Origin of the sequence: Shimia sp. (assembly GCF_039969785.1) — a bacterium.
In the GTDB taxonomy this organism is placed as follows: domain Bacteria; phylum Pseudomonadota; class Alphaproteobacteria; order Rhodobacterales; family Rhodobacteraceae; genus Shimia.
On record NZ_JBDVNC010000014.1, the window covers coordinates 25,781 to 51,923 of the forward strand.

The 26,143-nt window shown below is 57.3% G+C and carries 36 protein-coding genes; 22 read left to right on the forward strand and 14 right to left on the reverse strand.

The window, feature by feature from the left end; all coding sequences use genetic code 11:
- Positions 1–78: 78 nt before the first annotated feature.
- Complete coding sequence (locus tag ABJI08_RS06030) at positions 79–435, forward strand: hypothetical protein (RefSeq protein ID WP_348400924.1); 357 nt, start codon at positions 79–81, stop codon at positions 433–435.
- Between the two features lie 33 nt (positions 436–468).
- On the opposite strand, the gene ABJI08_RS06035 is transcribed toward ABJI08_RS06030, so the two are convergent.
- From ABJI08_RS06035 to ABJI08_RS06045, 3 genes are read right to left on the reverse strand one after another with little or no spacing between them, the layout of a single operon-like run.
- Positions 469–1,638 (reverse strand): lytic murein transglycosylase, encoded by a 1,170-nt coding sequence (locus ABJI08_RS06035; protein WP_348400925.1) that lies wholly within the window; start codon positions 1,636–1,638, stop codon positions 469–471.
- 60 nt (positions 1,639–1,698) lie between these two features.
- Positions 1,699–2,631, reverse strand: a complete 933-nt coding sequence (gene cbiB, locus ABJI08_RS06040; protein ID WP_348400926.1) for an adenosylcobinamide-phosphate synthase CbiB — start codon at positions 2,629–2,631, stop codon at positions 1,699–1,701.
- Positions 2,604–3,566, reverse strand: a complete 963-nt coding sequence (locus ABJI08_RS06045; protein WP_348400927.1) for a threonine-phosphate decarboxylase — start codon at positions 3,564–3,566, stop codon at positions 2,604–2,606. The genes cbiB and ABJI08_RS06045 overlap by 28 nt, the downstream gene beginning before the upstream one ends.
- Before the next feature lie 169 nt (positions 3,567–3,735).
- Between ABJI08_RS06045 and ABJI08_RS06050 the strand changes: the two genes are divergently transcribed.
- On the forward strand, positions 3,736–4,107 hold the full coding sequence (locus ABJI08_RS06050) for a response regulator (RefSeq protein WP_348400928.1): 372 nt from the start codon (positions 3,736–3,738) through the stop codon (positions 4,105–4,107).
- A gap of 9 nt (positions 4,108–4,116) precedes the next feature.
- Here ABJI08_RS06050 and ABJI08_RS06055 read toward each other — a convergent pair whose 3' ends face one another.
- Positions 4,117–5,091 carry a glutathione S-transferase family protein gene (locus ABJI08_RS06055; RefSeq protein WP_348400929.1) on the reverse strand — a complete coding sequence of 325 codons (975 nt, stop codon included), beginning with the start codon at positions 5,089–5,091 and terminating at the stop codon, positions 4,117–4,119.
- 172 nt (positions 5,092–5,263) lie between these two features.
- Between ABJI08_RS06055 and ABJI08_RS06060 the strand changes: the two genes are divergently transcribed.
- On the forward strand, positions 5,264–5,623 hold the full coding sequence (locus ABJI08_RS06060) for a hypothetical protein (RefSeq protein WP_348400930.1): 360 nt from the start codon (positions 5,264–5,266) through the stop codon (positions 5,621–5,623).
- A 111-nt stretch (positions 5,624–5,734) separates the two neighbouring features.
- On the opposite strand, the gene ABJI08_RS06065 is transcribed toward ABJI08_RS06060, so the two are convergent.
- Positions 5,735–6,913: a PatB family C-S lyase gene (locus ABJI08_RS06065; protein ID WP_348400931.1), complete on the reverse strand. Its 1,179-nt coding sequence runs from the start codon at positions 6,911–6,913 to the stop codon at positions 5,735–5,737.
- 94 nt (positions 6,914–7,007) lie between these two features.
- Here ABJI08_RS06065 and def (ABJI08_RS06070) point away from each other — a divergent pair, with 94 nt between their 5' ends.
- From def (ABJI08_RS06070) to ABJI08_RS06100, 7 genes are all read left to right on the forward strand, one after another.
- Positions 7,008–7,520 carry a peptide deformylase gene (gene def, locus ABJI08_RS06070; protein ID WP_348400932.1) on the forward strand — a complete coding sequence of 171 codons (513 nt, stop codon included), beginning with the start codon at positions 7,008–7,010 and terminating at the stop codon, positions 7,518–7,520.
- A complete protein-coding gene (gene def / locus ABJI08_RS06075) occupies positions 7,517–8,008 on the forward strand; it encodes a peptide deformylase (RefSeq protein ID WP_348400933.1) in 492 nt (163 codons plus the stop codon). The genes def (ABJI08_RS06070) and def (ABJI08_RS06075) overlap by 4 nt, the downstream gene beginning before the upstream one ends.
- Positions 8,005–8,499 carry a peptide deformylase gene (gene def / locus ABJI08_RS06080; RefSeq protein ID WP_348400934.1) on the forward strand — a complete coding sequence of 165 codons (495 nt, stop codon included), beginning with the start codon at positions 8,005–8,007 and terminating at the stop codon, positions 8,497–8,499. The genes def (ABJI08_RS06075) and def (ABJI08_RS06080) overlap by 4 nt, the downstream gene beginning before the upstream one ends.
- Before the next feature lie 8 nt (positions 8,500–8,507).
- Positions 8,508–9,413, forward strand: coding sequence for a methionyl-tRNA formyltransferase (gene fmt, locus ABJI08_RS06085; protein ID WP_348400935.1), 906 nt, complete (start codon positions 8,508–8,510; stop codon positions 9,411–9,413).
- Positions 9,414–9,425: 12 nt separating this feature from the next.
- On the forward strand, positions 9,426–9,662 hold the full coding sequence (locus tag ABJI08_RS06090) for a hypothetical protein (RefSeq protein WP_348400936.1): 237 nt from the start codon (positions 9,426–9,428) through the stop codon (positions 9,660–9,662).
- Between the two features lie 196 nt (positions 9,663–9,858).
- Positions 9,859–10,809, forward strand: coding sequence for a glycosyltransferase family 2 protein (locus ABJI08_RS06095; protein ID WP_348401018.1), 951 nt, complete (start codon positions 9,859–9,861; stop codon positions 10,807–10,809).
- A gap of 37 nt (positions 10,810–10,846) precedes the next feature.
- Entirely contained in the window at positions 10,847–11,614 is a 768-nt protein-coding gene (locus tag ABJI08_RS06100) for a class I SAM-dependent methyltransferase (protein WP_348400937.1), read from the forward strand.
- Positions 11,615–11,628: 14 nt separating this feature from the next.
- Here the strand turns inward: ABJI08_RS06100 and rnhA are convergent, their stop codons facing one another.
- The 5 genes from rnhA to ABJI08_RS06125 all read right to left on the reverse strand — a co-directional run bounded on the left by rnhA (position 11,629) and on the right by ABJI08_RS06125 (position 14,949).
- Positions 11,629–12,075, reverse strand: coding sequence for a ribonuclease HI (gene rnhA, locus ABJI08_RS06105; protein WP_348400938.1), 447 nt, complete (start codon positions 12,073–12,075; stop codon positions 11,629–11,631).
- Positions 12,068–12,667 carry a class I SAM-dependent methyltransferase gene (locus ABJI08_RS06110; RefSeq protein WP_348400939.1) on the reverse strand — a complete coding sequence of 200 codons (600 nt, stop codon included), beginning with the start codon at positions 12,665–12,667 and terminating at the stop codon, positions 12,068–12,070. Before ABJI08_RS06110 ends, rnhA begins: the two co-directional genes overlap by 8 nt.
- A complete protein-coding gene (locus ABJI08_RS06115; RefSeq protein ID WP_348400940.1) occupies positions 12,664–13,278 on the reverse strand; it encodes a LysE family translocator in 615 nt (204 codons plus the stop codon). Before ABJI08_RS06115 ends, ABJI08_RS06110 begins: the two co-directional genes overlap by 4 nt.
- 1 nt (position 13,279) lies before the next feature.
- A complete protein-coding gene (gene ispH, locus ABJI08_RS06120; protein WP_348400941.1) occupies positions 13,280–14,239 on the reverse strand; it encodes a 4-hydroxy-3-methylbut-2-enyl diphosphate reductase in 960 nt (319 codons plus the stop codon).
- Positions 14,240–14,373: 134 nt separating this feature from the next.
- Entirely contained in the window at positions 14,374–14,949 is a 576-nt protein-coding gene (locus ABJI08_RS06125; RefSeq protein WP_348400942.1) for an NYN domain-containing protein, read from the reverse strand.
- A 179-nt stretch (positions 14,950–15,128) separates the two neighbouring features.
- Between ABJI08_RS06125 and folK the strand changes: the two genes are divergently transcribed.
- The 10 genes from folK to era all read left to right on the forward strand — a co-directional run bounded on the left by folK (position 15,129) and on the right by era (position 23,351).
- A complete protein-coding gene (gene folK, locus ABJI08_RS06130; protein WP_348401019.1) occupies positions 15,129–15,665 on the forward strand; it encodes a 2-amino-4-hydroxy-6-hydroxymethyldihydropteridine diphosphokinase in 537 nt (178 codons plus the stop codon).
- A 76-nt stretch (positions 15,666–15,741) separates the two neighbouring features.
- Positions 15,742–16,095, forward strand: coding sequence for a DNA-directed RNA polymerase subunit omega (gene rpoZ, locus ABJI08_RS06135; protein WP_348400943.1), 354 nt, complete (start codon positions 15,742–15,744; stop codon positions 16,093–16,095).
- Positions 16,096–16,119: 24 nt separating this feature from the next.
- Positions 16,120–18,255: a bifunctional (p)ppGpp synthetase/guanosine-3',5'-bis(diphosphate) 3'-pyrophosphohydrolase gene (locus ABJI08_RS06140; protein WP_348400944.1), complete on the forward strand. Its 2,136-nt coding sequence runs from the start codon at positions 16,120–16,122 to the stop codon at positions 18,253–18,255.
- Positions 18,256–18,275: 20 nt separating this feature from the next.
- The gene (locus ABJI08_RS06145; RefSeq protein WP_348400945.1) at positions 18,276–18,944 is read left to right on the forward strand and encodes a DUF2062 domain-containing protein; all 669 of its coding nucleotides are present in this window, start codon (positions 18,276–18,278) and stop codon (positions 18,942–18,944) included.
- Between the two features lie 70 nt (positions 18,945–19,014).
- Complete coding sequence (locus ABJI08_RS06150) at positions 19,015–19,749, forward strand: pyridoxine 5'-phosphate synthase (RefSeq protein ID WP_348400946.1); 735 nt, start codon at positions 19,015–19,017, stop codon at positions 19,747–19,749.
- Entirely contained in the window at positions 19,746–20,372 is a 627-nt protein-coding gene (locus tag ABJI08_RS06155; protein WP_348400947.1) for a LysE family translocator, read from the forward strand. The genes ABJI08_RS06150 and ABJI08_RS06155 overlap by 4 nt, the downstream gene beginning before the upstream one ends.
- Positions 20,369–20,782 (forward strand): holo-ACP synthase, encoded by a 414-nt coding sequence (gene acpS / locus ABJI08_RS06160; protein ID WP_348400948.1) that lies wholly within the window; start codon positions 20,369–20,371, stop codon positions 20,780–20,782. Before ABJI08_RS06155 ends, acpS begins: the two co-directional genes overlap by 4 nt.
- 54 nt (positions 20,783–20,836) lie before the next feature.
- Positions 20,837–21,673 (forward strand): signal peptidase I, encoded by an 837-nt coding sequence (lepB, locus tag ABJI08_RS06165; RefSeq protein WP_348400949.1) that lies wholly within the window; start codon positions 20,837–20,839, stop codon positions 21,671–21,673.
- A complete protein-coding gene (gene rnc / locus ABJI08_RS06170) occupies positions 21,670–22,353 on the forward strand; it encodes a ribonuclease III (protein ID WP_348400950.1) in 684 nt (227 codons plus the stop codon). The genes lepB and rnc overlap by 4 nt, the downstream gene beginning before the upstream one ends.
- A gap of 89 nt (positions 22,354–22,442) precedes the next feature.
- Positions 22,443–23,351 carry a GTPase Era gene (gene era / locus ABJI08_RS06175; protein ID WP_348400951.1) on the forward strand — a complete coding sequence of 303 codons (909 nt, stop codon included), beginning with the start codon at positions 22,443–22,445 and terminating at the stop codon, positions 23,349–23,351.
- Here era and ABJI08_RS06180 read toward each other — a convergent pair.
- Positions 23,332–23,520: a hypothetical protein gene (locus tag ABJI08_RS06180; protein ID WP_348400952.1), complete on the reverse strand. Its 189-nt coding sequence runs from the start codon at positions 23,518–23,520 to the stop codon at positions 23,332–23,334. The two genes, era and ABJI08_RS06180, sit on opposite strands and share 20 nt — an antisense overlap.
- A 68-nt stretch (positions 23,521–23,588) precedes the next feature.
- Here ABJI08_RS06180 and ABJI08_RS06185 point away from each other — a divergent pair, with 68 nt between their 5' ends.
- Both ABJI08_RS06185 and recO read left to right on the forward strand, forming a co-directional pair.
- Positions 23,589–23,918: a DUF1491 family protein gene (locus ABJI08_RS06185; RefSeq protein ID WP_348400953.1), complete on the forward strand. Its 330-nt coding sequence runs from the start codon at positions 23,589–23,591 to the stop codon at positions 23,916–23,918.
- 69 nt (positions 23,919–23,987) lie between these two features.
- Entirely contained in the window at positions 23,988–24,719 is a 732-nt protein-coding gene (gene recO / locus ABJI08_RS06190) for a DNA repair protein RecO (protein ID WP_348400954.1), read from the forward strand.
- Here recO and ABJI08_RS06195 read toward each other — a convergent pair.
- The 3 genes from ABJI08_RS06195 to ABJI08_RS06205 all read right to left on the reverse strand — a co-directional run bounded on the left by ABJI08_RS06195 (position 24,694) and on the right by ABJI08_RS06205 (position 26,026).
- Positions 24,694–25,092, reverse strand: a complete 399-nt coding sequence (locus ABJI08_RS06195) for an META domain-containing protein (protein ID WP_348400955.1) — start codon at positions 25,090–25,092, stop codon at positions 24,694–24,696. The two genes, recO and ABJI08_RS06195, sit on opposite strands and share 26 nt — an antisense overlap.
- Positions 25,093–25,095: 3 nt before the next feature.
- Positions 25,096–25,650, reverse strand: coding sequence for a TetR/AcrR family transcriptional regulator (locus ABJI08_RS06200; protein WP_348400956.1), 555 nt, complete (start codon positions 25,648–25,650; stop codon positions 25,096–25,098).
- A 73-nt stretch (positions 25,651–25,723) separates the two neighbouring features.
- Positions 25,724–26,026 (reverse strand): hypothetical protein, encoded by a 303-nt coding sequence (locus tag ABJI08_RS06205; protein WP_348400957.1) that lies wholly within the window; start codon positions 26,024–26,026, stop codon positions 25,724–25,726.
- Between the last annotated feature and the right edge of the window lie 117 nt (positions 26,027–26,143).

Genomic DNA, 26,143 nt, shown 5'->3' on the forward strand with positions numbered 1-26,143 from the left:
AATGAAGGTGCAGGTCACCTGATTGTGAGGGGTTTGTGTGCCGGGCGCGGTCTAGGGTGGCTGCAGGAGGTGCGCAGCATGAAGAAATGTTTGGTTCTTGCAATATTTGCAGCAACGTCGGCGGTGGCGCAGGATTGGAAGACGCGCGATGGTGACGTTCTGTTTGAGGCAGACGCATTAACGGCGCGATTGTCCGGTCAGACGTTGGTGTTTTATGATCAGGGCCGGTCAGTTTATGAGGCGGACGGCAAATACAACTACACCTATGGCGGCGGCGGTACGTGGTTTGGCTATTGGGAAACAGCGGCGCAAAGTACGGTCTGTGTGACGTTTGTAACCGGGGTGGAACGCTGTGATATGATTGTTGAAAACGGTGGGCAGCTGGTGGTTTTGACGGCCGATGGGCAGCGGTTTCCGATACGCCCCAAGGGATAGGCAGGGCGAAGCCGCCCCACCTGATTTGTTGTTTTAGAGTTTGTTCAACAGAATTTTAGTCGGCCATGCATCTGCGGGCAGGCCCAGACGGATCTGTTCTTTTTGCACCGCGGCGCGAGTTAGCTTGCCCAGAATGCCATCAACCTTACCAACATCATGGCCGCGCGCCTTGAGCTTTTTCTGGAGCTGCTTCATCTGATTTCCAGACAGGGCGGGATCAGGATTGCCAATGTCATACCGTTGCGCGCCTTCGAGACGGGTGGCGAAATAAGCGGCGGTGGTCACGTAGACAAAGCTTTTGTTCCACTCAAAATAAACCCGGTAGTTGGGATACGCGAGGAATGCAGGGCCTTTGCGCCCTTGGGGCAGCAACAGCGAGGCTTGTAGATTGGGCAATTTGCCAGCGCGCGGTTTCACGCCCAGTCTGGCCCAGTCGCGCGCGTTCATCTGGTGGTTCAGGCCAGATTTCGACCAGTCGAGGTTTTGCGGCACATCCACCTCTTGCAACCATGGTTCATTGGCGCGCCACCCCAAATGGTTGAGCATTTTACCACCGGACATCAACGCGTCAGGGGCAGAAGTCTTCAGGCTGACCTTGCCATCGCCATCGCCGTCAACGCCGTTTCTGATGATGTCTGCAGGCAACATCTGAACCATTCCAATTTCGCCGGCCCAAGCGCCGGTGGTTTTCGCCGGGTTGAAATTGCCGCTTTCGTAAAGTTCCAGTGCGGCAAAAACCTGAGGTCGAAACAGGGCAGGGCGGCGGCAATCATGCGCCAGCGTGACTAGAGAATTCAGTGTGTTGAAATTCCCCTGAAAGGCGCCGTAATCGGTTTCAAACGCCCAAAATGCCAGCAAAACGCCACGTGACACGCCGTATTGACGCTCGATCCGGTCAAACACAGCGTCATATTGCCGGGACTTTTTGCGGCCATTGTCAATACGGTTCTGGCTGATCAGTCGTTTCGAAAAGTCGATGAACGGCATCTGGAACACGCCCTGGGACCGGTCGGCCTTGATCGTTTTAGGATCTTGGCGCACGCCCCCGAAAAAACGATCTACGCTGGACTTGGAATGTCCTTTGGACATGGCCTCTTTCTTAAGGTCATTGACGAAACTGTTGAATGACCCGCCACAGGGCACCGACGCAATTGCGGTGCCTGCCGAAAGTGTCAGAGCGGCCAGAATGGAGAGAAAACGCATTGAGCAAACCTCTTAAGAAAATTTTGGAAACGTTAACAGGTAGCAGCCACAGGGCAACACTCAGAACACAGAAAGTATGATCACAATAATGAGGAACCCCGTCCAGCTGCGCCACAAAGCTGTGCAGGCGGCGTCGATATCGTCCGGGCCCAATACCTTGCGACCGTTTGGATTCACAAATGGAAAGTCGCGCAATGTGCCGTCATAAGCCCGGGGTCCGGCGATGGCGGAATCAAGTGCGCGTGCCATAGCGGCCTCGGGCCAGCCCGCGTTGGGAGAGCGGTGCAGTTTCGCATCTGAACGGATCACATTCCACCCTGACAGGCCGTGATGTGTGGCCGCAATCAACAGGGCAGTCAGCCGGGCAGGCGCCCAGTTCAGAACGTCATCCAGCCGCGCGGCGGCCCATCCGAACGCAGCAAATCGCGGGGTGCGATAGCCAATCATGCTGTCAGCGGTGTTGACGATTTTGTAGACCAGCAGGCCCGGCAAGCCGCCAATCAGGAACCAGAAGGCCGGGGCGATGACGCCGTCGCTCATATTTTCTGCAGCGGATTCGATGGCAGACCGCGTGACCGCGCTGGCATCCATATGTGCGGTGTCCCGGCTGACAATCCGCGCAACGGCGCGACGCCCGTCACCCAGCGAAATCCGTAGGGCATCGCCGACGGCACGCACATGATCCACCAGTGACCTCTGCGCCAGAAGGATGGCCACGAGCAAGAGTTCAAGTATCCAACCCAAGGCCGATATGATGTTGCCCAGAGCCCATCCGCCAAGCACGAGTGCAGCGATCAGAAGACATCCGTTCAGGCGCCTAGCCGAGCCGGAATTCAACTGGGTTTCAGCCCAGCCAATCAGGCGTCCCATCAGAACGGCGGGGTGGGGCACTCGGCGCCAGATCCAGTCCGGTTCGCCCAGGGTCGCGTCCAGAACCATGGCTAAGGCGAGGATGCAGGCAGTATTCACAACGCGCTCTCCAATTGTGCCCATTGTTCAGGATGGGGCAGGCCGACGCGCAAAAAAGTCTTTGAATACGGAAAGATACGGGTCCAGATGTGGCGTTTAGCCAGCTTTTCCTGCCACTCTGAAGCCGCATCAACTTCGTAGAGGCGAAACAGGGACGTTCCTCCGGACACGCGCGCGCCCTTTGCGGTAAACAGCTTGTCCAGCCGTTCCGCGTCCTGGCTCAGGCGGGATCGGCAGGTCTTGGCCCAAGTGTGATCCTGCAGAGCTGCCGCGCCAATCGACAAAGCAGGACCAGAGACAGCCCATGGACCCGTCATGTCCGCAAGCCGCGCGATGAGTGCCGGATCTCCGATGGCAAAGCCCAAACGCATTCCGGCCAGCCCCCAGAACTTGCCAAAGCTTTTCAGGACCACGCATCCGGGCTGTGCGGCCTGTGCGATCAGGCTTTGATCGGGCGCAATATCACAGAAGCTTTCGTCGATTATGGTGAATGGCGCTGTAATGTCGGCAGCGCTCCAGAAACGGCCCGTTGGGTTGTTGGGATGCACTAAAACGCGTGCCTGCGGTGTGTCTTGGGACACGGTCCAGCCTTGCGCGACAAAGGATGCGGCGTGTTCGTTGTAGGTCGGGGACGGGATGTCGACAATGCCCGCGGGAACCAGATGCGGAATGCGCGCAATCAGGGCCGAAGCGCCTGGTGCGGCAAGTATAGCAGCCTTGTCCGGGACGTTCCAAAAGCTGCGTGCGGCCTCAATCAAAGCAGATTGTGCGCCTGTGTCCGGTAACGCCTCCCATGCCCAATCAGGCAGGTCAGGCACCGGGTAAGGCACTGGATTTATCCCGGTCGACAGATCAAGCCAATCCGCCCGCGTTCCGCCCCAACGCAGGATCGCAGCATCAAGCCCGCCCCCGTGATCCCGGGGTGGGGGCGAAACAGCGTGGTGTGGCAAAACCGACATGCGAACTCTCCCAAAGGTGACCGCGTTGAAGCGGAAAACCAACCTGATGGCAAGAGATCGCTTGCGACGGAATTGTTAATGTATCGTTAACCATTCGTTAGGAAACTCGTGTCACCAGCATTTATTGAAAATTTTGCGCAAATTGCCACTATTGGCAGGGGGAAAACTAATGCGCGTGTTGATCGTTGAGAACGAGTATGACCTTGGCAAAATATGGCAAAGCCATATGGAGCGCCTTGGGGTTGAGGCCAATCTGGTGACGTCTTATGCAGCGGCCGTCACTGTGTTGGAGAGCGAGGTCTATGACGTGATGGTCTTGGATCTTGTCCTGGAAAACGGCGCGGCTCTCGCGTTGTCGGACTTTGCCGCGTATCGCCATCCGGATGTTCAGGTCGTGTTTGTCACTAACACAACGTTCTTTTCAGACGGATCGATTTTCAACCATAGCGCCAATGTCTGTGCGTTTATGCCGACCGGCACGCCGCCGGATGATCTGGCGGCGATGGTTGAACATTACGGTAATGCGCGACAGGCGTCCTAGCGCGCTGCTTTAAACCCGCCCGTGCGGGGCATCATAATCCAGCACCGGGTTGATCGGGATAATCCGGTGCGGATTCACACTTTCGTGACTATAGTGATAATGGCGCACGATATGCGACAGGTTCACCGTGTCGCGAATTCCCGGCATCTGAAACAGCTCGCGTGTGTAGTCCCACAGATTGGGAAAATCGACGACCCGATTGCGGTTGCATTTAAAATGCAGGTGGTAGACCGGATCAAACCGGATCAACGTGGTGAACAGGCGCCAGTCGGCCTCGGTCAGCTGATCCCCCATCAAATATCGGTGCGATGACAACCGTTCTTCGAGCCAGTCAAGTGTTTCAAACAGCGGCAGTACCGCATCGTCATAGGCCGTTTGCGAGGCGGCAAACCCGCTTTTGTAAACGCCATTGTTCAGCGTGTGATAGATGCGTTCGTTGACCACTTCGATGGCGTCACGCATGTCAGTCGGCCAGAAATCCAGCGAATTTCCGGTGATGCCATCAAATGCGCTGTTGAACATGCGGATGATTTCCGAGCTTTCGTTTGACACAATGGTCTGACGCTGTTTGTCCCAAAGGATGGGCACCGTGACCCGACCTGAATAACCCGGATCGGCGCGGGTATAGATGTCATAAGCGAATTTGCTGTCATAAAGCGTGTCACCGGTCGCACCGGCGTCATCGGTTTCAAACGTCCAGCCATCGGTCATCATATCCGGATGCACTGCCGACACCGTGATGTGATCCCGCAATCCTTTGAGTTCCCGAAAGATCAACGTGCGATGCGCCCAGGGACAGGCATAGGAGACATAAAGATGATAGCGCCCGCTTTGCGCGACAAACCCGTCCGGACCGCTGGGGCCCGCGCTGCCATCTGCCGTGATCCAGTTGCGGAATTGGGCGGCTGAGCGCACAAATTTACCGTCTGCAGACTCCGAGCCGATTGGGGCATTTGTCCACTGGCCGTCTTTCAGATGTCCCATCATGCTCTCCTGTTGTCATCTTGGCGTTACATACGCTGACGAGACTGCGGAGAAAACGCAACACTGCGCAAATGACTTGCGCGTATCTGCACAGTCCGGGCGCATTTGGCCAAACCCGGCTTGACCGAATCTGCAACTGACGGGACCCTTGGGGCAAGGATGGAACGCGAACATGTCGACATATATATCGCCTGAGATTCAGGCAGGGCTGGATGCAGCCCGAAAGAAAGCCATGAGACGGCGCAATAAACTGCGCGTTGAGACCGGAGAGCACAGTTTTCGGGTGCTGCGGTTTCAGGAGGACGGATTTACGCTGGATGTCGAAGACGCGCCGCATTTGCGCGGATTGGTCGATCTCTACGATGGTGGGCGGCATTTCCTGCAATGCCTGATTGTCGCGTCTGAAGAGCAAGACGGAGAGATGCGCTACGAGTTCAAGCGGGCGACGGCTGTGACAGACCGACCGCCGGTTGATTTCGAACTGGGCGAATTTGTACCCGCGGGCCTGATCGAACGGCCCGACGGGTCTTAGGCTCCCATTGCGAATGTCGGGGTCGCGCGCCAACGGCGCGCCATGCCCAACGCTTTTGTCTGCAGCTTTGCTGCGGATCAAAAGGGGCGGGAGCCCCCCGTTGACCGATCTCTATTGCAGGTCTGAAAAGGCCGCGACCAGACGGTCGGCAGCGTCCTGAACACGGGAACGCTGGGTTGCCAGATTTATGCGCTGGAACAATTCGCCACCTGCGCCAAACCCCGGACCAGCTGACACAGCGATCCGCGCGTCATCGCGGAACCGGGCGCTGATTTCGTCATAGGTCATGCCGGTCCCGGAAAAATCCACCCATGCCAGAAAGGTGGCCTGCAGCGGTATTGAGTGCACCCCGGGGATCGCATTCATCGCGTTATCAAACACTTGCCGGTTGCCTTCCAGATGCAGCATCTGCGCATCTACCCACTCCGCACCTTCAGGCGAATAGGCTGCAGTGACCATATCGATCCCCAATGTGCTTGGGCTGTAATCGATCTTTTGCAATGCGGTCTTCATCTCGCCGCGCAGCTTGGCATCGGGAATGACCATGTTGCCGGTGCGCTGTCCGGCGATGTTGAATGTCTTTGAGGCGGCGGTCAGCGAAACGGTACGATGCCGATAGTCAGGCGCTGCCACGTCGATTGGCACAAAAGTATGACCGGCATACACCAGATCATGATGCACTTCGTCTGAGACAAGGATCAGATCATTGCGGTCTGCAAATTCGGCCACGGCGCGCAATTCCTTGGGTGTCCAGATGCGCCCTGACGGGTTTTGCGGCGAACACCACAGAAGCACACGTTCGTCGCCGCTCAGGCGGCTTTGGGCATCGTCAAAATCAATCACATAGGTATCGCCATCACGCACCAGCGGACATTCGACAACACGGCGCCCGGTCTTTTTAACCTTGTGGGTGAATTCGTGATAAACAGGGCTGAAAAAGACGATACCGTCACCCGGTTCGGACCATGTTGTGATCGACATGGCTATCGCATTGCCCAGCCCTTGGGTGGTGACAATCCAGTCGGTGTCAATGTCCCAGCTGTGCCGTGTCTTCATCCACCACTGAATTGCCGCACGATAGGTCGGGTGGTCCCATGAATAGCCAAACACACCTTGTTCAGCCGCGCGTTTCACGGCCTCGATCACGCAGGGCGCAGTGCGGAAATCAGAATCGGCTGTCCACATGGCCAGCCCGTCCTCAGGCGCAACACCGTAAAGGCGCTCCATCTTGTCCCACTTTGTGGAATTTGTGCCGCGCCGTTCGATGATGGTGTCAAAGTCGAAACCCATGAAAGTCTCCTGTCAGGTCGAAATGCACGTTAGCCAGATCATGGACAGGTGCAACCCCGTTGCACCGAGGTTCTTGTTGTCCTAGATGGGGGCCATGATCAGACCTATTCTTATCCACCCCGATCCACGGCTGAAAAAGATCTGCGATGCTGTTGATGATCTGTCAGACGAACGTCGTGCGCTGGCCGACGATATGCTGCAATCCATGTATGACGCCCCCGGCATCGGCCTTGCGGCGCCGCAGGTTGGCGTGTTGGAACGGCTTATTGTGCTGGACTGCGTCAAAGACGTAGACCCCGAACCGCTGGTGATGTTCAATCCCGAGTTGCTGCATAGCTCTGACGATCTGAACACCTATGAAGAAGGGTGCCTGTCGATCCCGGAACAATTTGCCGAAGTCACCCGGCCCGCAGATGTGCGTGTTGCGTGGATCGATCTGAACGGCAATCCGCAGGAACGCGATTTTGGCGGGCTTTGGGCCACGTGTGTGCAGCACGAGATTGACCACCTGAACGGCAAACTTTTCATCGATTATCTGGGGCCGATGAAGCGCCAAATGATGACCCGCAAGTCGCAAAAGATGAAACGCGAGCGCGCCCGGGGATGAGCGCGCTGCCGATTGTCTTCTGGCCCGACGCACGCTTGGCTCAGGCCTGCGCGCCGGTGGGCGAAGAGGATCACGAGGCGCTGGTGCGCGATATGTTTGACACGATGTACGCTGCCAAAGGGCGCGGGCTGGCAGCGCCACAGGTTGGCGTGATGCGGCGTTTGTTTGTCATGGATATCGGCTGGAAGGACGGCGATCCATCACCCGAGGCGTTTTTGGACCCTGTCATCACTGTGCGCGAAACCCGCGTGGAAAGCATCGAAGAGGGCTGCCTGTCCTTGCCGGGTCTAATGGTTCCGGTGGAACGCCCGGTTGCAGTCACGCTGGCATGGCGCGACGCGCGTGGGGACATGCACATGCGTGATTTCGATGGATTCGAAGCGCGCTGTATCCAACATGAAATTGATCATCTGGACGGGCGTGTGACACTTGATCATCTCGGTGAAACAGACAGGGCCGACATGCTGGCCGGATACGAGGCTCCATGACTGTACAACCCTGCCTGAAATGGCCTGACAAACGCCTGCGCACCGCCGCTGAACCGGTCACAGAAATTACCGATCAGGTGCGTCAGGTCTGGCGGGATCTGATCGACACGATGGAGGCAATGCCCGGTGTCGGTATGGGCGCCAACCAGATTGGTGTGATGCTGCGACTGGCTGTGGTTGATGCCAGCGAAGACCGGGGACAGGTGGTGCGTATGGCCAACCCTGAGATTTTGCATGCCAGCGTCCAGCTGCGCCCGCACGCAGAGGCCAGCCCAAATCTGCCCGGCATGTCGGCCCTTATCAAACGCCCCCGCGCGGTGACGGTTGGGTATATGGATGAGACCGGCGAGACAGTCGAAAAGGACTTTGTCGGGCTCTGGGCGACGTCGGTGCAGCATCAGATCGACCATATCAATGGCCGTATGTATTTTGATCACCTGAGCAAGGTGAAACGCGACATGCTGCTGCGCAAAGCGCGTAAACTGGGATAGGAAAGCCGATGCGAATTGTCTTTATGGGAACGCCCGATTTCTCGGTTCCGGTGCTGGATGCTTTGGTCGCCGCAGAGCATGACATTGTCGCGGTGTATTGCCAGCCCCCGCGCCCGGCGGGGCGGGGCAAAAAAGACCGCCCCACGCCGGTGCATGCGCGTGCCGTGGATTTGGGGCTTGAGGTGCGCCATCCTGTTTCGCTGAAATCCGCGGAAGAGCAGGCCGCATTCGCTGCCCTGAACGCAGATATCGCGGTGGTGGTCGCCTATGGGCTGATCCTGTCGCAGGCCATTCTGGATGCCCCGACGCGCGGCTGTCTGAACATTCACGCCAGCCTGCTGCCGCGCTGGCGCGGTGCTGCGCCCATTCACCGGGCGATCATGGCAGGCGACGCTGAAACCGGTATTTGCATCATGCAGATGGAGGCCGGGCTGGATACGGGTCCGGTTCTGCTGCGCGCCGAAACGCCCATTGGGACCGAAGAAACCACAGCGCAATTGCATGATCGTCTGTCTGATATGGGGGCCGGTCTGATTGTGCAGGCGTTGACGCAGATTGACGATCTGCCGCCGCAAACCCAACCCACAGAGGGCGTGACTTACGCCCACAAAATCGACAAATCCGAGGCGCGGATCGACTGGACGGCCTCTGCCGCTGACGTTGACCGCAAAATTCGCGGGCTGTCGCCCTTTCCCGGTGCCTGGACCGAGATTGACGGACAGCGCGTGAAACTGCTGGCCTCGCGCCTGACAACAGGCAACGCGGCCCCCGGCACGCTCCTGGACGATACGCTGAGCGTGGCCTGCGGTGACGGGGCTGTGCAATTGTTGCGCTTGCAACGCGCGGGCAAAGGCGCTCAGGATGGCGAAACCTTCTTGCGCGGCTTTCCGCTGGAAACGGGCCGCACACTCTAAAAGGGACGCGCGATGTTTTTTGCTTTCTTTGGAACCGTGATTATCGCCGGGATCATCGGCTATGCGTCCGAACGCAGCCGGTTCACACATAACGGGTACATTCCGTCGATCATCATCTGTGTGGGCGGTGCATTCCTGTTTTTTATGGTCAGCCGCATGTTCCATATCGGCTTTGGCAGCCCCGGATTGAACGCCATTGTCGCGTCTGTTGGCGCATTGATTATCGTGCCGACACATTTCAGAAAATAGCCACAGATGCGTCCGCACGGGCACACCTCTTAAAAATTGCTTAAAAATGTAGACGATAGCGGGCCGGGCACGCTAAGCTGACCTCATAAACGCGGCCGACAAATGAGCCGCAGAGCATATATGAGGCAGCAGACCAGTGGCTTTCTTCGGATTCGGAGGCGATACAGCCGCGCCGAAAGTAACTGTTGTGACCACCATGAAAGACGAGGGGGCCTATATCCTCGACTGGGTGGCGCATTATCGGGCTTTGGGCGCGACAGATATTGTCGTATTTACAAATGATTGCAGCGATCAGACAGACCTGATCCTGCGCAACCTCAACCGCATGGGCGAAGTGCATCACCGGTTTAACCGGGTCATGCGACGTGGCCCGCACAAAAGTGCATTGATGTGGGGCGAACATGAAACGGTCGTGCGAGAAGCCGACTGGATCTTTGTCGCGGACGTCGATGAATACCTGCAAATCAACGTCGGCAACGGCACGTTTCAGGCGCTGATCGATGCGTTCCCCGGCGTTGACGCGATTTCGCTGGTGTGGCGGATATTTGGCAATGATGGCGTGCAGGGGATGGTCGACACACCGGTGCCGCACCAATTTACCCGCACGCAACCGGCCCAGGGGCGCGAGGGCGAACACAGGTTCTTTAAGACCCTCTTTAAGAACGACAAAACCAAGTTCAATCGCATGGGTGTGCACCGCCCGTTCATTCAGCAGGACGCCGCGCCGATCAACTGGATCACGCCGGGCGGAACGCGGTTTGACGACCGTCATATCAAGGGCGCGCTGCATGTGAACTGGGATTACGGCTACGAGGTTGCACAGCTTAATCACTATGCTTTGCGGTCAATGGATTCCTTTCTGAACAAACAGCGTCGGGGCCGTGCCAACCACGTGAATGGCAAGATCGATCTGGGTTACTGGAACAAATTCGACCGCAATGATGTCGAAGACCTGTCGCTGGCCAATCGTTTTGACAAGGCGCTTGCCATCAAAGAGCTGTTGTTGCGGGACGAGGCCGTGGCACGCCAGCATCTTAAGGCTGTGGAATGGGCGCAAACCATGGCGGCCAAAGCACGTCGCCAACCGCTGGCCAAAAACTTTCTCGCCAATCTGGCGAAACGCGTTGAACTGGACAAGGCCGCCTGAGGCCACGTCACCACATCAGATTGTTACAGGGTAAATCATGGCTATTTCCGATACGCTTGCTGTTCGCATTATGGACGTTGTGGCCGAACACAAATTAGGTGGCAACTTTGTCATGCTGGGGCGCCAGCGCTGGATTGGCAAACGGCGCAAACGCTCGGCAGCGCTGTTTGACGAGACCCTGGGCAGGCTCTATCCGGACGTGACAGAGAATGACCTCAAAAACCCGGATGACCTGTATTCTGAGACGTTCTTTCGCAAGATCGGCTTTGATCAGGTCGACAGCATGGATGTGTCGGAGTTTGAAGACGCAACCATCGTTCAGGATCTTGCCGGGGAATTGCCAGACGATCTGATGGGGCGCTTTGATGTCGTCTATGACGGGGGCACGTGTGAGCATGTGTTCGACCTGCCCACCGCCTATCGCAACATTCACCGGATGCTGAAACCGGGCGGGGTGCTGATCGGGCATTCGCCCTGCAACAACTGGATCAATCACGGGTTCTATCAGCTGACTCCGGAAATGGTCTATGGGTTCTGGGAAAAGACGTTGGGCTATGAGGTGCTGCAATGTGCGTTGCAGCCGATGTTGCCGATGTTTGCCTACCGGGTTGTGACGACGTCGAACCCAAACAAAACCGGTGTACGCCCACGTCTTCAGGGCAAACTGCCTGAGGGGCCAGTGATCCTGACCTATGCTGTGCGCAAACCGCTGGAAGGTGCCGGAGACGGCTCTGACAAAGTGTATCAGACCGATTATCAACAGCGCTGGGCCGAGAGCGACTCTGCGAATATTGCGGCCGAATAGAGAGCCGCTTTTGGTCAGGGTTTAAACGGTGCCATTCCCGCGCGGGCGAGTTCGTCCGCGCGTTCGTTTTCCGGGTGCCCGGCATGGCCTTTGACCCATTCCCACGTCACGTTATGGCGCGCCTGGGCGGCGTCAAGCCGTTGCCATAGCTCGACATTTTTCAAGCCGCCCTTTTTCTTCCAACCGTTGCGTTTCCAGCCGTGTATCCATTTGGTGATGCCGTCTTTGACATAGGCGCTGTCAGTGATGACCGTGATGGTGCTGGATGTTTCCAGTGTTTCCAGCGCCATGATGGCCGCCATCAACTCCATCCTGTTGTTGGTGGTGTCTGCGGCACCGCCGGACAGTTCACGTTCTTTGAGAACTTCGTCGTTCTGGCAGGCGCGCATCAGAACACCCCATCCTCCCGGGCCGGGATTTCCAGAGCAGGCACCATCGGTATAAGCAAACAAATCAGGCATGCGCGGTTATTATGACAAAGGTCTCGACACCACCAGCCAAACCTTTGCCATTTCCGCGCCTTGTGCCCTTAATTGTGAATCCGGCTTGCACCAGTAAATCACACAGTTCCCTCTCGCCGTAATAGGCGTAGAAACGCCCCAGGTAATCGCGCCCTTCAGAAGCGCCCAGCTTCATCCCGATGTGAAATGCACCGCCCGGTTTCAGGGCCTGATGCACCCGCTGCAAATGCGCCGGGAAATCGGCGCGCGGCGCGTGCAACAAACTGAAATTGGCCCAGACACCATCGAAAACGCCCTTATCCGTCAGGGCGTCAAAAGGCGCGACTTTGACCGGAATGCCAAAGTCCTGCAACGCCAGCGCCGCCATTTCGGGCGACGCATCCGTGGCCGTTACGACAAGCCCGCGTTCGACCATCCGCGCGGCCCATTGCCCGGGGCCACAGCCCAGATCAAGCACATGCCCACCCGGCGGCAGCAGCGCAACAAAGGCTTCAAAGTCAGGATCGTGAAACGTGTCTTCGGGTTTGGCAAACCCATCCGCATATGCGCGCGCGGCCTTGGCATAGGCGTCCAGCGTTTCCTTGTCACTCATGCGCGCTCCAGCGCGAGGCGTCCGGCCAGCGCTACAAAGATGGCGGCAAAACCCCGGTTCATCCACCGCATCACCGACGCGCTGCCCAGCAGCAGATCGCGCGCTTTGGCGGCGAACACGCCGTACAGCACAAAGACGGCAAAGGTCAGCGCCATAAAGATTGCCCCTAAAAGCGTCATTTCCAGCGTTGCACTGGCTGGGTTGCCCGACAGAAATGGCGGCAACAGCGCCAGAAAGAACACAGACAGTTTCGGGTTCAGAATGTTGATCAGCGCGCCCCGGCGGGCAATGGCAAATCCCGGCTGTGCCTGTCGTTCGGCGCTGACGGACAGGGCGCCGCCCGCGCGCACAGCCTGCCAGGCCAGATACAGCAGATAGGCCACACCGGCGAATTTCACCACGTTGAACAAGACTGCCGACGTGTGCAGCACGGCCGCCAGCCCAAGCGTGGCCGCCGCCAGATGCGGTAAAATCCCAAAGGTACACCCCAGTGCCGCCCAAAATGCGGCTTGTCTGCCCTGACCCAGACCCATCGCCAAAGTGTAAATCACGCCTGTTCCGGGCGCGATCACCACAACCAGTGCGGTCAGCAAAAACTGTGCAGAAATCATCTCAGGCCTCCAGTTCAATATCGCGCAGCACGCGCGGCACCTTAAAATTCACGCGTTCCACGGCGGTTTCCACCAACTCAACCGTCACGTCGTACCGTGCGCGAAAGGCGTCGATGACTTCGTTGACCAGCACTTCAGGTGCGCTTGCCCCTGCAGTGATGCCGACCGACCGGATACCCTCAAGTGCGCGCCAGTCGATTTCGGTGTCGCGCTGGACCAATTGCGAATAGGCGCAGCCATTTTTGGCGCCAACTTCGACCAGCCGGCGCGAGTTGGACGAATTTGGCGCGCCCACCACCAGAATGGCATCCACCAAGGGTGCAATCGCTTTGACTGCCTCTTGCCGGTTGGTGGTGGCGTAACAAATGTCTTCCTTGTGCGGGCCGACAATCTTGGGAAACCGGGATTGCAACGCCGCCACAATGCCAATCGTGTCATCCACAGACAGCGTGGTTTGCGTGACAAACGCCAGCTTGTCGGGATTGCGCACGTCTATGTTGGCCACATCCTCTTCGGTTTCAACCAACAACACCTCTCCGTCGGGCAATTGCCCCATGGTGCCGACGGTTTCGGGGTGTCCCGCATGGCCGATCATGATGATCTGCAACCCGGCGACTGAATGGCGCTCGGCTTCGATATGCACCTTGCTCACCAAGGGGCAGGTGGCATCAACATAGACCATCTCGCGGCTTTGCGCTTCCGCGGGCACAGATTTCGCAACGCCATGCGCGGAAAAGATCACCGGGCGGTCATTGGGGCAGTCTTCCAGCTCTTCAACAAACACAGCCCCCTTGGCACGCAAGCCATCCACGACAAATTTGTTGTGCACGATCTCGTGGCGCACATAGACCGGCGCGCCCCATTTTTGCAGGGCCATTTCGACAATCTTAATAGCGCGATCAACGCCTGCGCAAAAACCGCGCGGCGCAGCAAGGTGGATCGTAAGAGGAGGGTTGGACATTGATCGGGGCCTCATAACCTGTTGACCGTATAGGTAAGGCTTTCGGCTGGTGTGGTCCAGAGCGAGCTGCCCGCAACCGCCGCACCCGGATCGGCATAACGAAAAACCGGGGCACATGGCCCCGGCTTTAAGGTTTATTCTCCGCTGAACTCGACCTCTGGTTCGCGTTCCGGGATTGGATCACGCGGTGGGCGTCCAATCACTTCTCGCAGACCATCAAGCTCGATAAAGTTGTCCGCTTGCCGCCGCAGCTCATCCGAGATCATAGGCGGTTGGCTGCGAATGGTCGAAACCACCGAAACCCGTACACCTTTGCGCTGTAAACTCGCCACAAGTGGCCGGAAATCCCCATCTCCCGAAAACAGCACGACATGATCTACGAACGGAGCAAGCTCCATAGCATCTACAGCCAGCTCAATATCCATGTTCCCCTTGACCTTGCGACGGCCCTGGGAGTCTGTGTACTCCTTGGCCGGCTTGGTCACCATGGTAAAGCCGTTATAGTGCAACCAATCCACCAAAGGGCGGATCGGTGAGTATTCGTCATTCTCCAACAGAGCGGTGTAGTAGAATGCACGAAGTAGTTTACCGCGACGCATGAATTCTTGTCGGAGGAGTTTATAATCGATATCGAAGCCGAGCGATTTCGCAGCGGCATACAGATTCGAGCCATCAATGAACAGCGCGAGCCGCTCGTCCTTGTAAAACATAAATAATGCCCTTTCTAATTCTGTCGCGTCTTAAAAGGTCCCGTGAGTGTAATAGAGTGCAGGCGCAACAGGCCGTATAGGGTAATGAATTTTGGCGTGCCTTCAAGGGAATGGCGGCCCTTTTGCATCAATACGTGAGAGTAGGTTAACAAAAAGTGAACGAATTTGGACTGTTAGCAATGGGCGGAAACCTTACGTCAACGTCAGGAAGCCCAATTCAAACTCTGGCTTGCGCGTTGAAATCCCTGAATCGCAACGGAATTCAGCTTTGTGCGGTGAGCCGATTCTTTCAGACACCCAGTTTTCCGGAAGGTGCTGGGCCAGACTATGTAAACGCTGCCGTATGTATTAAAACGGCGTTATCTGCCCGAGAATTGTTACAACGATTGCATGAGATCGAAGCCGAATTTGGGCGTGAGCGGGTTCAGCGCTGGGGCATGCGGACACTGGATCTGGATCTGATCGCCTATGGTGAGCAGGTGCTACCGGACCGCGATACTCAGGCTTCCTGGCGCGCGCTTCCTATCGAGGAGCAGATACAGCAATCGCCCGGTGAACTGATTCTGCCGCACCCCCGCGTTCAGGACCGTGCCTTTGTCCTTGGACCTCTCTGTGACATCGCGCAGGGGTGGCGTCACCCGCTTCTGGGCAGGACTTTTGAAGAATTGTATGCGCAATTGCCACAATCGGACCGGGACGCTTTGATTTCGCTTTGATTCAGTGCTTGTCAAGGTCCGCAAACCCCCTTACATACACGTCTTCTTATCCGATCCTTCAAAACTGGAGTGCCCCATGGCCCGCGTTACCGTAGAAGATTGCGTCGACAAGGTTCAGAACCGCTTTGAGCTGGTCATGCTCGCGTCACACCGTGCGCGCGAAATCTCGTCCGGCACACCGATCACTCTGGATCGTGACAATGATAAGAACCCTGTGGTCGCTCTGCGCGAAATTGCAGAAGAAACCCAGACCGCCGATGAACTGCGTGAACGTCTGATCGAGTCTAACCAGTCTCAGATCGAAGTGGACGAGCCCGAAGAAGATCGTATGGCGTTGTTGATGGGTGCCGAAAGCGATGCGCCTGCCGAGGACGACATGTCCGAAGAAAAACTGCTGCGTGCCCTGATGGAAGCGCAAGGCCAGGGCTGAGGCCCTCCCAAAACAGGTACATTCATGATCCCGGCAGACGACCTTGTCGAGCTCGTAAGCGCCTACAACCCCAAGTCTAATCAAGCATTGATTCGCGCGGCCTATAATTATGGCCGCGACATGCATGATGGTCAGTTTCGCCGTTCGGGCGAGGCGTATTTCACGCATCCCATCGAAGTGGCGATGATCCTTGCGGGACAGCATCTGGACGATGCCACGATTATCACCGCCCTATTGCACGACACAATCGAAGACACCAACGCCTCTTACGAAGAGGTCGCCACGATGTTTGGCGAAGAGGTGGCCGCGCTGGTCGATGGTGTGACCAAGCTGACCAATCTTCAGCTCAGCTCGACTGAAACCAAACAGGCCGAGAATTTCCGCAAGCTGTTTATGGCCATGTCCAAGGACCTGCGGGTCATTCTGGTCAAGCTGGCCGACCGCTTGCACAACATGCGCACAATCCGCGCGATGCACAGCGACAAACAGGTGCAAAAAGCACGTGAAACCATGGATATCTATGCTCCGCTGGCCGGGCGCATGGGGATGCAGTGGATGCGCGACGAATTGGAAGACCTGGCGTTCAAAGTGCTGAATGCCGAGGGCCGTGCATCCATCATCCGCCGCTTTATCACGCTGCAAAAAGAAGCTGGTGACGTGATCGAGCGCATCACCACGGATATGAAGAAAGAGCTGCGCAAACACGAGATCGACGCCGTGGTTGCCGGACGCGCCAAGAAGCCCTATTCGATCTGGCGCAAGATGCAGACCAAGGATCAGGGGTTTTCCCGGCTTTCCGACATCTACGGGTTTCGCATTATCACGCAGAATGAAGAAGACTGTTATCGGGTGTTGGGGGCGATCCATCAACGTTGGCGCGCGGTGCCGGGGCGTTTCAAAGATTATATCAGTCAACCCAAATCGAACGGTTACCGCTCGATCCATACGACTGTGTCGGGGCGAAACGGGCGCCGGGTCGAGGTGCAGATACGCACGCAGCAAATGCATGATGTCGCCGAATCCGGTGTGGCCGCACATTGGTCCTACAAAGACGGTGTGCGTGGCGAAAACCCGTTTGCGGTTGATCCGGTCAAATGGATTAGCGGGCTGAGCGAACAGTTTGACGCCGAAGAAGATCACGAAGATTTTCTCGAAGCGGTCAAGCTTGAGATGTATTCGGATCAGGTGTTCTGTTTTACCCCCAAAGGGGAGGTGGTCAAATTGCCGCGTGGGGCCACGCCGATTGACTTTGCCTACGCCATCCACACCCGTATTGGCCATGCTTGTGTTGGGGCCAAGATCGACCACCAGCGCGTGCCGCTTTGGACCCGTATCAAGAACGGACAGTCCGTCGAAGTCATCACCGCCGAGGGTCAAACTCCTCAGGCTACGTGGCTGGATATCGCAATCACCGGCAAGGCACGCACCGCCATTCGCCGGGCATTGCGCGAGATGGATCGGGAACGGTTTGTGCGACTGGGCGCGGAACTGGCGCGGTCCGCCTTTGAACATGTCGGAAAGAAATCAACCGACAAGGCGCTTGATGTTGCAGCCAAGCATCTGAGATTGAAGGATAAAGGCGAAGTTCTGGCCCGTCTGGGGTCGGCCGAGATCACCGCCAGTGAAGTTTTGCAAGCGGTCTATCCTGATCTGGCGCCTGCGCAAACCGACGAAGTTGCAACAGAACGTGCGGTGATCGGGCTGTCTCCGGATCAAAGCGTTCAGCGTGCGCCCTGTTGCCAACCATTGCCCGGCGAGCGGATTGTGGGCATCACCTATCGCGGCAAAGGCGTGGTTGTGCATGCAATCGATTGCGACGTGCTTAGCGATTATGAGGACCAGCCAGAACGCTGGATGGACCTGCATTGGCATGCCGGACAGCATCGTCCGATCTACACGGTTCAGATCTGGATCACGATTGGCAACGATGCCGGCGTACTGGGACGTATTTGCACATTGATCGGAGAGCACGGGGCCAATATTTCAGACTTAGAGTTCGTAGACCGCAAGCCGGATTACTATCGTCTTCTGGTCAGCGTCGACTTGCGGGATGCAAAACACCTGCACCGGTTGATGATGGCGCTTGAGGCAGAAACCGATGTGGCAGAAATCGAACGCTGTCGGAACCCAGAAAAGGCTCGTGTACCAAGCGACGCCTGATCAGCAAAGGAAGCACCCCGGTGGTATTCAAACGCCGTGATAGAAGGCCGATCCACAAGATCGTTGCAGAATTCTTCTATCCGCGTGGCGGATGGAAGCGGGCGTTTTATTACGTGCGCCACCGTCTGCATCGTCTGCCGGGAAGCCCGGAATTCATCGCGCGCGGAATCTGGTGCGGCGTGTTCACAACCTTTACACCGTTCTTCAGCCTGCATTTTGTGGTCGCAATCGTTTTGGCACGTCTTGTGTCCGGCAATATGCTTGCGGCGCTCTTGGGCACCTTCTTTGGCAATCCGCTGACCTATCTGCCGATTGGCATTGTCTCGCTGAAAACCGGGCACTTTCTGTTGGGCACGGAATTTCACGAAGGCGCGCATCAATCGCTTACCGCCAAATTCGCCAATGCGTTTGCCGATCTGTGGCATAATCTGTGGTCGATCTTTGACGGTCATTCCGCCGACTGGCGCGGGCTTAAGATTTTCTATGACGAGGTCTTTTTCCCCTACATGATTGGCGGCATCATTCCGGGCATTATCACGGCGACGGTTGTCTATTACCTGTCTGTGCCCCTGATCCGGGCCTATCAGAAACGTCGGGCGAACCGGATTAAGAAAAAGATTGCCAAGGCCCGGGCTAAGGCCATTCAACAAGCCGCCCGCGCTGCAGCCGCCGAAAACGACAAGTCCTAAGAAAGCGGTTTTCTTGGTGGGATTGTCGTCATAGGGTCGCGCAGGGAAACAAGTTTGAGAGGCTGTCATCATGTTGCGTCTGGGCGTGAATATCGACCATGTGGCCACAATCCGTAATGCGCGCGGCAGCGCCTATCCTGACCCGGCGCGGGCCGCGCTTTTGGCAGAACAGGCAGGGGCCGATGGGATCACGGCGCATCTGCGCGAAGATCGCCGTCATATTCTGGACGGCGACATTGATGCGCTGATGGGCTGCCTGAGCGTGCCGTTGAACTTTGAAATGGCGGCAACCGACGAAATGCAGGCCATGGCGCTGCGCCACAAACCCCACGCGGTGTGTATCGTGCCCGAAAAGCGCGAAGAAAAAACCACCGAAGGCGGGCTGGAAGTGGCGCGCGAAGAAAACAAGCTGGCGCATTTCATTGCACCTTTGCGGGACGTTGGGTGTCGCGTGTCGATCTTTATCGCTGCCGACCCGGCCCAGATCGAAGCCGCCAACCGGATCGGGGCACAGGTGATCGAGTTGCACACCGGCGCCTATTGCGATTTTCACGCTGAAGGCCGGTTTGAGGAACGCGATGCCGAATTGGGGCGTCTGACCAAAATGGCCAGTTTTGCGCATTCTCTGGGGCTCGAGGTCCATGCAGGGCACGGGCTGACCTTTGACACTGTGAAGCCCATCGCAGCGCTGCCCGAGGTCATGGAACTGAACATTGGTCATTTCCTGATCGGAGAGGCGATCTTTACCGGGCTTGAACCCGCCATTCACGAAATGCGCAGCCTTATGGACGAGGCGCGGGCATGATCACGCCCGAGTTTGCCGCCATCTGGGTGGCGTGGTTGCTGGCCGGGGGCTCTCCGGGGCCGGCCACAATGGGCATTGCAGGAACGGCGATGACCAGCGGGCGCCGACCTGCGCTGGCCTTTGCAACGGGTATTCTTGCCGGATCGGCCAGCTGGGGCATCGCCGCCGCGCTGGGCCTGTCAGCCGTGATGCTGGCCAATGCGTGGGTGTTTGAACTGTTGCGCTATATTGGGGCGGCCTATTTGGGCTGGCTGGCGCTTAAGGCGGTAAAACGCGCCGTCGCGCCCGGCGATACAGCAGCACTGGGCACGCCATTTTCAGGTGGGTTTCGCGCGCTCTTTGCCAAAGGCGCAGCGATCCATTTGACCAACCCCAAGGCAATCCTGAGCTGGGGGGCGATTTATGCCATTGTCGCGCCCGCCAATGCCACGCCAGCCACGCTTTTCGCCTATTTCGCCATGCTTTATGTCGGATCGATCACAATCTTCATCGGCTACGCGTTTCTGTTTTCGTCTGAACGGACCGTTCGGGCCTATGCGCGTGCGCAGCGCTGGTTCGATCTGGCCTTTGCCGGGTTTTTTGGACTGGCCAGCTTTAAAATCCTGACGGCACGCCTGCAATGATCGTTGGTATCGGCACAGACCTCGCCAATATCGAACGGGTGACACGCACGCTGGAACGGTTCGGCGACCGGTTTCGCAACCGGGTGTTTACCGAAACCGAATTGGCCAAAGCAGCGCGACGACGTGATGAGGCCGGTACGCTGGCCAAACGCTGGGCCGCCAAAGAAGCCTGTTCCAAGGCGCTGGGCACCGGGCTGGCTATGGGCATTAGCTGGAAGGACATGTCCGTCAGCAATCTGCGCACCGGGCAGCCAGTTATGCACGTCACTGGTTGGGCCGAAAAACGTCTGGCCGAGATGACACCGGACGGACACGACGCCATCATTCACGTCACCCTGACCGACGATCACCCCTGGGCGCAGGCCTTTGTCGTGATCGAGGCGCGTCCGGCTGCACAGACGTCGGGTTGACACCCAGCCACCAGCCCCTCATGTAACGCCCGTCACAACCGGAGAGACAAACACATGGCAGAAACGGCCAAGAAAGACGGCGGCGTCGTCGAGACGATCAAAACAGTCGTCTATGCCCTGTTGATCGCAGGCGTATTCCGCACCCTGTTTTTTCAGCCTTTCTGGATTCCCTCCGGTTCGATGAAGGACACGCTATTGATCGGCGATTTCCTGTTCGTCAACAAAATGACCTATGGATATTCCTATGCGTCCTGCCCGTCCGTTCGCATTCCGGCGGTTGGCATCAATATCGACGCCAAGGATCTTTGCGGTTGGTTGGATGGTGACAACACGCGTCTTTTGGGTGGAGACCCCGAACGCGGTGACGTTGTTGTTTTCCGCCACCCAGTCACCGGGTTGGATTTCATCAAGCGTCTGACCGGCTTGCCGGGAGATAAGATTCAGATGATTGCCGGTGTTCTGCACATCAATGGCGACGCGGTAAAGTTGGAAGATGGCGGGATGTTTGAAGAAACCGCTGGCCCTCAGGGACCACAACGCTTGTCACCGCGCTGTGAAAACGGCCCGGTTGGTGCTGGCGGTCTTTGTGTGAAATCACGTCAGATCGAAACTCTGCCCAATGGCGTTGCGCATTCCATTCTCAATATCGGCAATCAGCAGTCTGACCATACCGGTATCTATACCGTGCCTGACGGCCATTACTTTTTCATGGGTGACAACCGGGATAATTCTACCGACAGCCGCGTCGCGCAAGCTGCGCGTGGGGTTGGCTATGTGCCTTATGAAAACCTGATTGGTCGCGCAGATCGCATCATGTTCTCCTCTGCTGGTACATCCATGTTCGCGTTCTGGACATGGCGTTCTGACAGGTTTTTCAAAGGCGTCAATTGAAGCTTTCGGCCGAACTAAAAGCGCTTGAAGCGCGGCTTGGGCACACATTTTCCCGCCCAGAGCTATTGCTGCGCGCGGTGACGCATTCATCGATGTCTTCGCCCACGCGCGAAGACAATCAACGGCTGGAGTTTCTGGGCGACCGGGTGCTTGGGCTGGTGATGGCCGAAGCGTTGCTGGCCAGCGATGAAGGTGCCAGCGAAGGCCAGCTAGCACCGCGTTTCAACGCGTTGGTGCGCAAAGAAACCTGCGCCGATGTGGCCCGTGACATTGAATTGGGCGATGCCCTGAAGCTGGGCCGATCCGAAATGATGTCGGGTGGGCGGCGCAAACAAGCGCTGTTGGGCGATGCGATGGAGGCGGTGATTGCCGCTGTCTACAAGGATGCCGGTTTCGAGGTCGCGCGCGACCTTGTCATACGACTTTGGGCCAAACGGGTGGACACCGTCGAAGACGATGCCCGCGATCCCAAAACCAGCCTTCAGGAATGGGCGCAGGGACGCGGCCTGAAACCACCCGCTTACGAATTGCTGGAGCGTTCAGGCCCGGATCATGCGCCGGTTTTTACCATTGCTGCTGTGCTGACCAACGGCGCACGCGCGCAGGCGTCGGACAATTCCAAACGCAAGGCCGAACAGGCCGCCGCCAAGGCGCTGCTGGCGCAATTGTCCAAAGGTTAAGCCATCAATCCGAATTGGCGCGCTAACCGACGCTGGCTCTTTGCCTGCAAATGCCCTAAAGGCATGACTCTGTTAAACAGGAAATCACAATGACCACACGCGCCGGATTCGTCGCCCTGATCGGAGAGCCCAATGCGGGCAAATCCACGCTGACCAACCAGATGGTGGGGGCGAAAGTGTCGATCGTGACACACAAAGTTCAGACCACCCGCACGCGTATTCGCGGTGTGGCGCTGGAAGGCGACAGCCAGCTGGTGTTTGTCGACACGCCCGGGCTGTTCCGTCCGCGTCGTCGTCTGGACCGCGCAATGGTCGCCGCCGCATGGGGGGGCGCTGCAGATGCCGATGTCATCGTTCTGATGATCGAGGCGCATCGCGGTATCACTGAAGGTGTCGAAGTTATTCTGGAACGGTTGGAACAAATCGAATCCGGGCGCAAAATCGCGCTGGCGATCAACAAGATTGACCGCGTTAAATCCGAAGTCCTGTTGTCGCTGACCAAGGACCTGAACGACCGGTTCCCATTTGCCGAAACGTTTATGATTTCCGCCGAAAAAGGCCATGGTTGCAACATGTTGCGCCAGTGGCTGGCCCAAGAACTTCCGGAGGGACCCTGGCTTTACCCCGAAGATCAGATTGCCGATTTGCCCATGCGCATGATCGCCGCTGAAATGACCCGCGAAAAACTGACGCTGCGCCTGCATCAGGAACTGCCTTATCAGCTGACGGTCGAAACCGAGAGCTGGGAAGAACGCAAAGACGGTTCCGCTCGGGTGGATCAGATCATCTATGTAATGCGTGACGGGCACAAAGGCATTGTGCTGGGCAACAAAGGTGAAACCATCAAGGCCGTTTCCAAGGCGGCCCGCGAGGAGCTGACCGAATTCCTTGACCGTAAGGTACATCTGTTCCTTCAGGTCAAAGTGCGTCCCAACTGGCTGGAAGAATCCGAACGCTATTCCGAGATGGGGCTGGATTTCAAAGACGGAAACGTATGAACGCCATCAGGAACCACGTCACCGCACCGATGCCGCACAATCCGATGGCCATGCGCAACGGCAGCTTTTGTGCAGGCTCGATCGCCCAGCTAAAGTCCAACGCAACCAACGCCAGCATTAATAGCACAAGAATTCGTGTCCCTTTGGGCGTCTGAAATTGGTGCTGCATAAAAATCTCCTTGCCTCGGACGTGCCTGCTCTTGGGTTTTGGATCATCTTCGATCAGGGATGGTTACTATGAAGTTAACGGCTGAATTCTGGGTACAGGCTTATCTGGCGCGCCTGCGAATTGAGACGATCCCTGCCTTTGTCGTGGCGCGTGGCGACAACACGGCGGGTGCCGTGCTGATCAAGCTCAACACACTGGACGGACAGGCGCAGGTCTTTCAACGCAGCTTTGATCTGATGACCGGGGAGCGGCGCTGGGTTGTTTTGTCAGAAGGGGCCGAGGCCGATGTCGACACGTCGTTGGCCCGTCAGCGCAGCTTTGATCCGGATGCCTGGGTGATCGAGGTCGAAGACCGCAACGGTCGGCATCTTTTGGACGAACCCGGGTTGTCCGACTGACCCCAGACGTCGGAATTTGCTGGCAATTCACCCGGTGGCACGGTTCACTGGTGCAAAAGGGCAGGTGAGTTGGACTGGCGCGATCAGGGCATTGTTCTCAGCACTCGTAAACATGGCGAGACGTCGGTGATCCTTGAGATGTTCACCGAACGTCACGGACGCCATGCGGGGGTTGTGCGCGGCGGGATCAGCCGCAAGATGACGCCCATTCTGCAACCCGGTGGACAGCTTGATGTGGCGTGGCGGGCGCGGCTTGAGGAACATATCGGATCTTTTACGGTTGAACCTTTGCGCAGCCGGGCTGCGGCGCTTTCTGACCGGTTGGCTTTGGCCGGGTTGAACACAGTCACCGGTCTTTTGTCTTTTTGCCTACCAGAGCGCGAAGCCCACGCCGCACTTTATGCCAGAACCGTACCGTTGCTGGATTTGCTGGGGCAGAACGAGGTGTGGCCGCTGGCATATCTGCAATGGGAAATGGCGCTATTAGAAGATATGGGGTTTGGTCTGGACCTGACGCAATGTGCTGTTACAGGCGCGCGTGACGGGCTGTCCTATGTGTCGCCCAAATCCGGACGCGCGGTGTCGGAACAAGGCGCCGGTGCGTGGGCCGATCGGTTATTGCCGTTGCTGCCTTGCATGTTGGGACAAGGCGCCGCCCCGGATGACGAAGTTGCTCAGGCATTTCGAACAACGGGCTATTTTCTGACGGAAAAGCTGGCGCCGGAAATGGGCCACAAACCATTGCCCGAGGTCCGGGGCCGGTTTGTTGACCTGTTCACCCGTCGCCTTGGACAGCCGTAAACAACATCTCGCGCCCGGCCTCGTTGCTCAGGATAAGACGGTCGCCGGATACTTCGGACAAGGTCATCTTCTGGAGCTCATTGAGAACCGCAGCTTGCCCGGACGGGGCGGTGCAATCTGTGCGCGCGATCTCCACATTCTCAAGCACGAACCACGGGTAGGGCGCGCTTTGACGTGCTGTCATGGTGTGACAGGGGGCCGTCGCTTCAACTGTGCCGTTGGAATGAAAGACAAGCTCAATCGGTTCGCTGATCGTGTTGCCATCAACTTGATACAGATGCCAAAACTGATCGGCGGCACCGTATCCGGCAAGCGTTTCATCCTGCCAGCAGGCGGTCAGCGGGAAAATCAGTAAAAGGGCAATCAGGCGCATGCCTTAATCGTATAGCGCCAGAATCAAATCTACCAGAGTGCCAAGCGCGCTGTCATTTGTCTGACCGTCACGACGCGACAATTCCGCCATGCCCAGATTGGCCGCATATAAAATGCGCGACAATTCCGGGTTGGACAGGCCGTTTTCGGACAATGCTGTGGTCAGCTGATCCAGCCGCAACTGATCTACCCGCGCCACGGCAGCGGCCACAGCTGGGTCGTTGTGTGACCATGCCCGGATCGCCGGTTCCAGCCGCGCACCAAGTACCGAATCATCTACGCCATTGGTGGCGATCTGGCTGAGGTGGCGCAGCTTTTGTGTAGGGGTGGTGTCGCCTGCCAGCGCGGTTTCAATATCGGTCAGCGCCTGTTGTTCCCACTGCGCCAGCATGGCGCCGTGAAAGGCAGGTACATCTTTGAAATGCCAGTAGAAAGACCCCTTGGTCGTCTTCAATCTGCGCGCCAATGGCTCGGCCTTAAGGGCTGCGGGACCTTGGTCCAACAGGGCTTTGAAACCGGCAGCGATCCAAAGATCAGGGGTGAGACGCATTGCTGACATGCCCGCAGAATTACGGAGCTTATCCGCATTATGCAAGTGCAGCATTGTCACGCTGCAGTGCAGCGTTGCAAAACTACCAGTTGGCGGTGCGGGTTTTAATGTCAGCTCCGGTCACGTTTCGCGCTCCGCCGGAGAATTCTGTGACTTTTGCTGCAAAAGTTTTGAAATATGCCTGCGCATGGACATGTTCGAGCGTTTCCGGGGTGTCCCATCTGCCCCAGTGAATGCGCGTCACCCCGTCGTCAGCCACGGCCACCTGATAGGAAAACCGGGCGGCGTCCGGATCGGCGTCAAGCGCATTGACGAACCCGTCAATCGCCTGCTGCCAGACCAGTTCGTCGCCGTCATATTGGTATGTGATTGTGATTGAGCGCATATTGACCATCCTGTTTAACTTTCTAGTTAAGTATGGGCGCGCCGGACACATATCAATGCTTGTGGGCAGTTGTAACAGTTGGCGGGGTTTTGGCGCGTTTCATGCTGACGCATTACC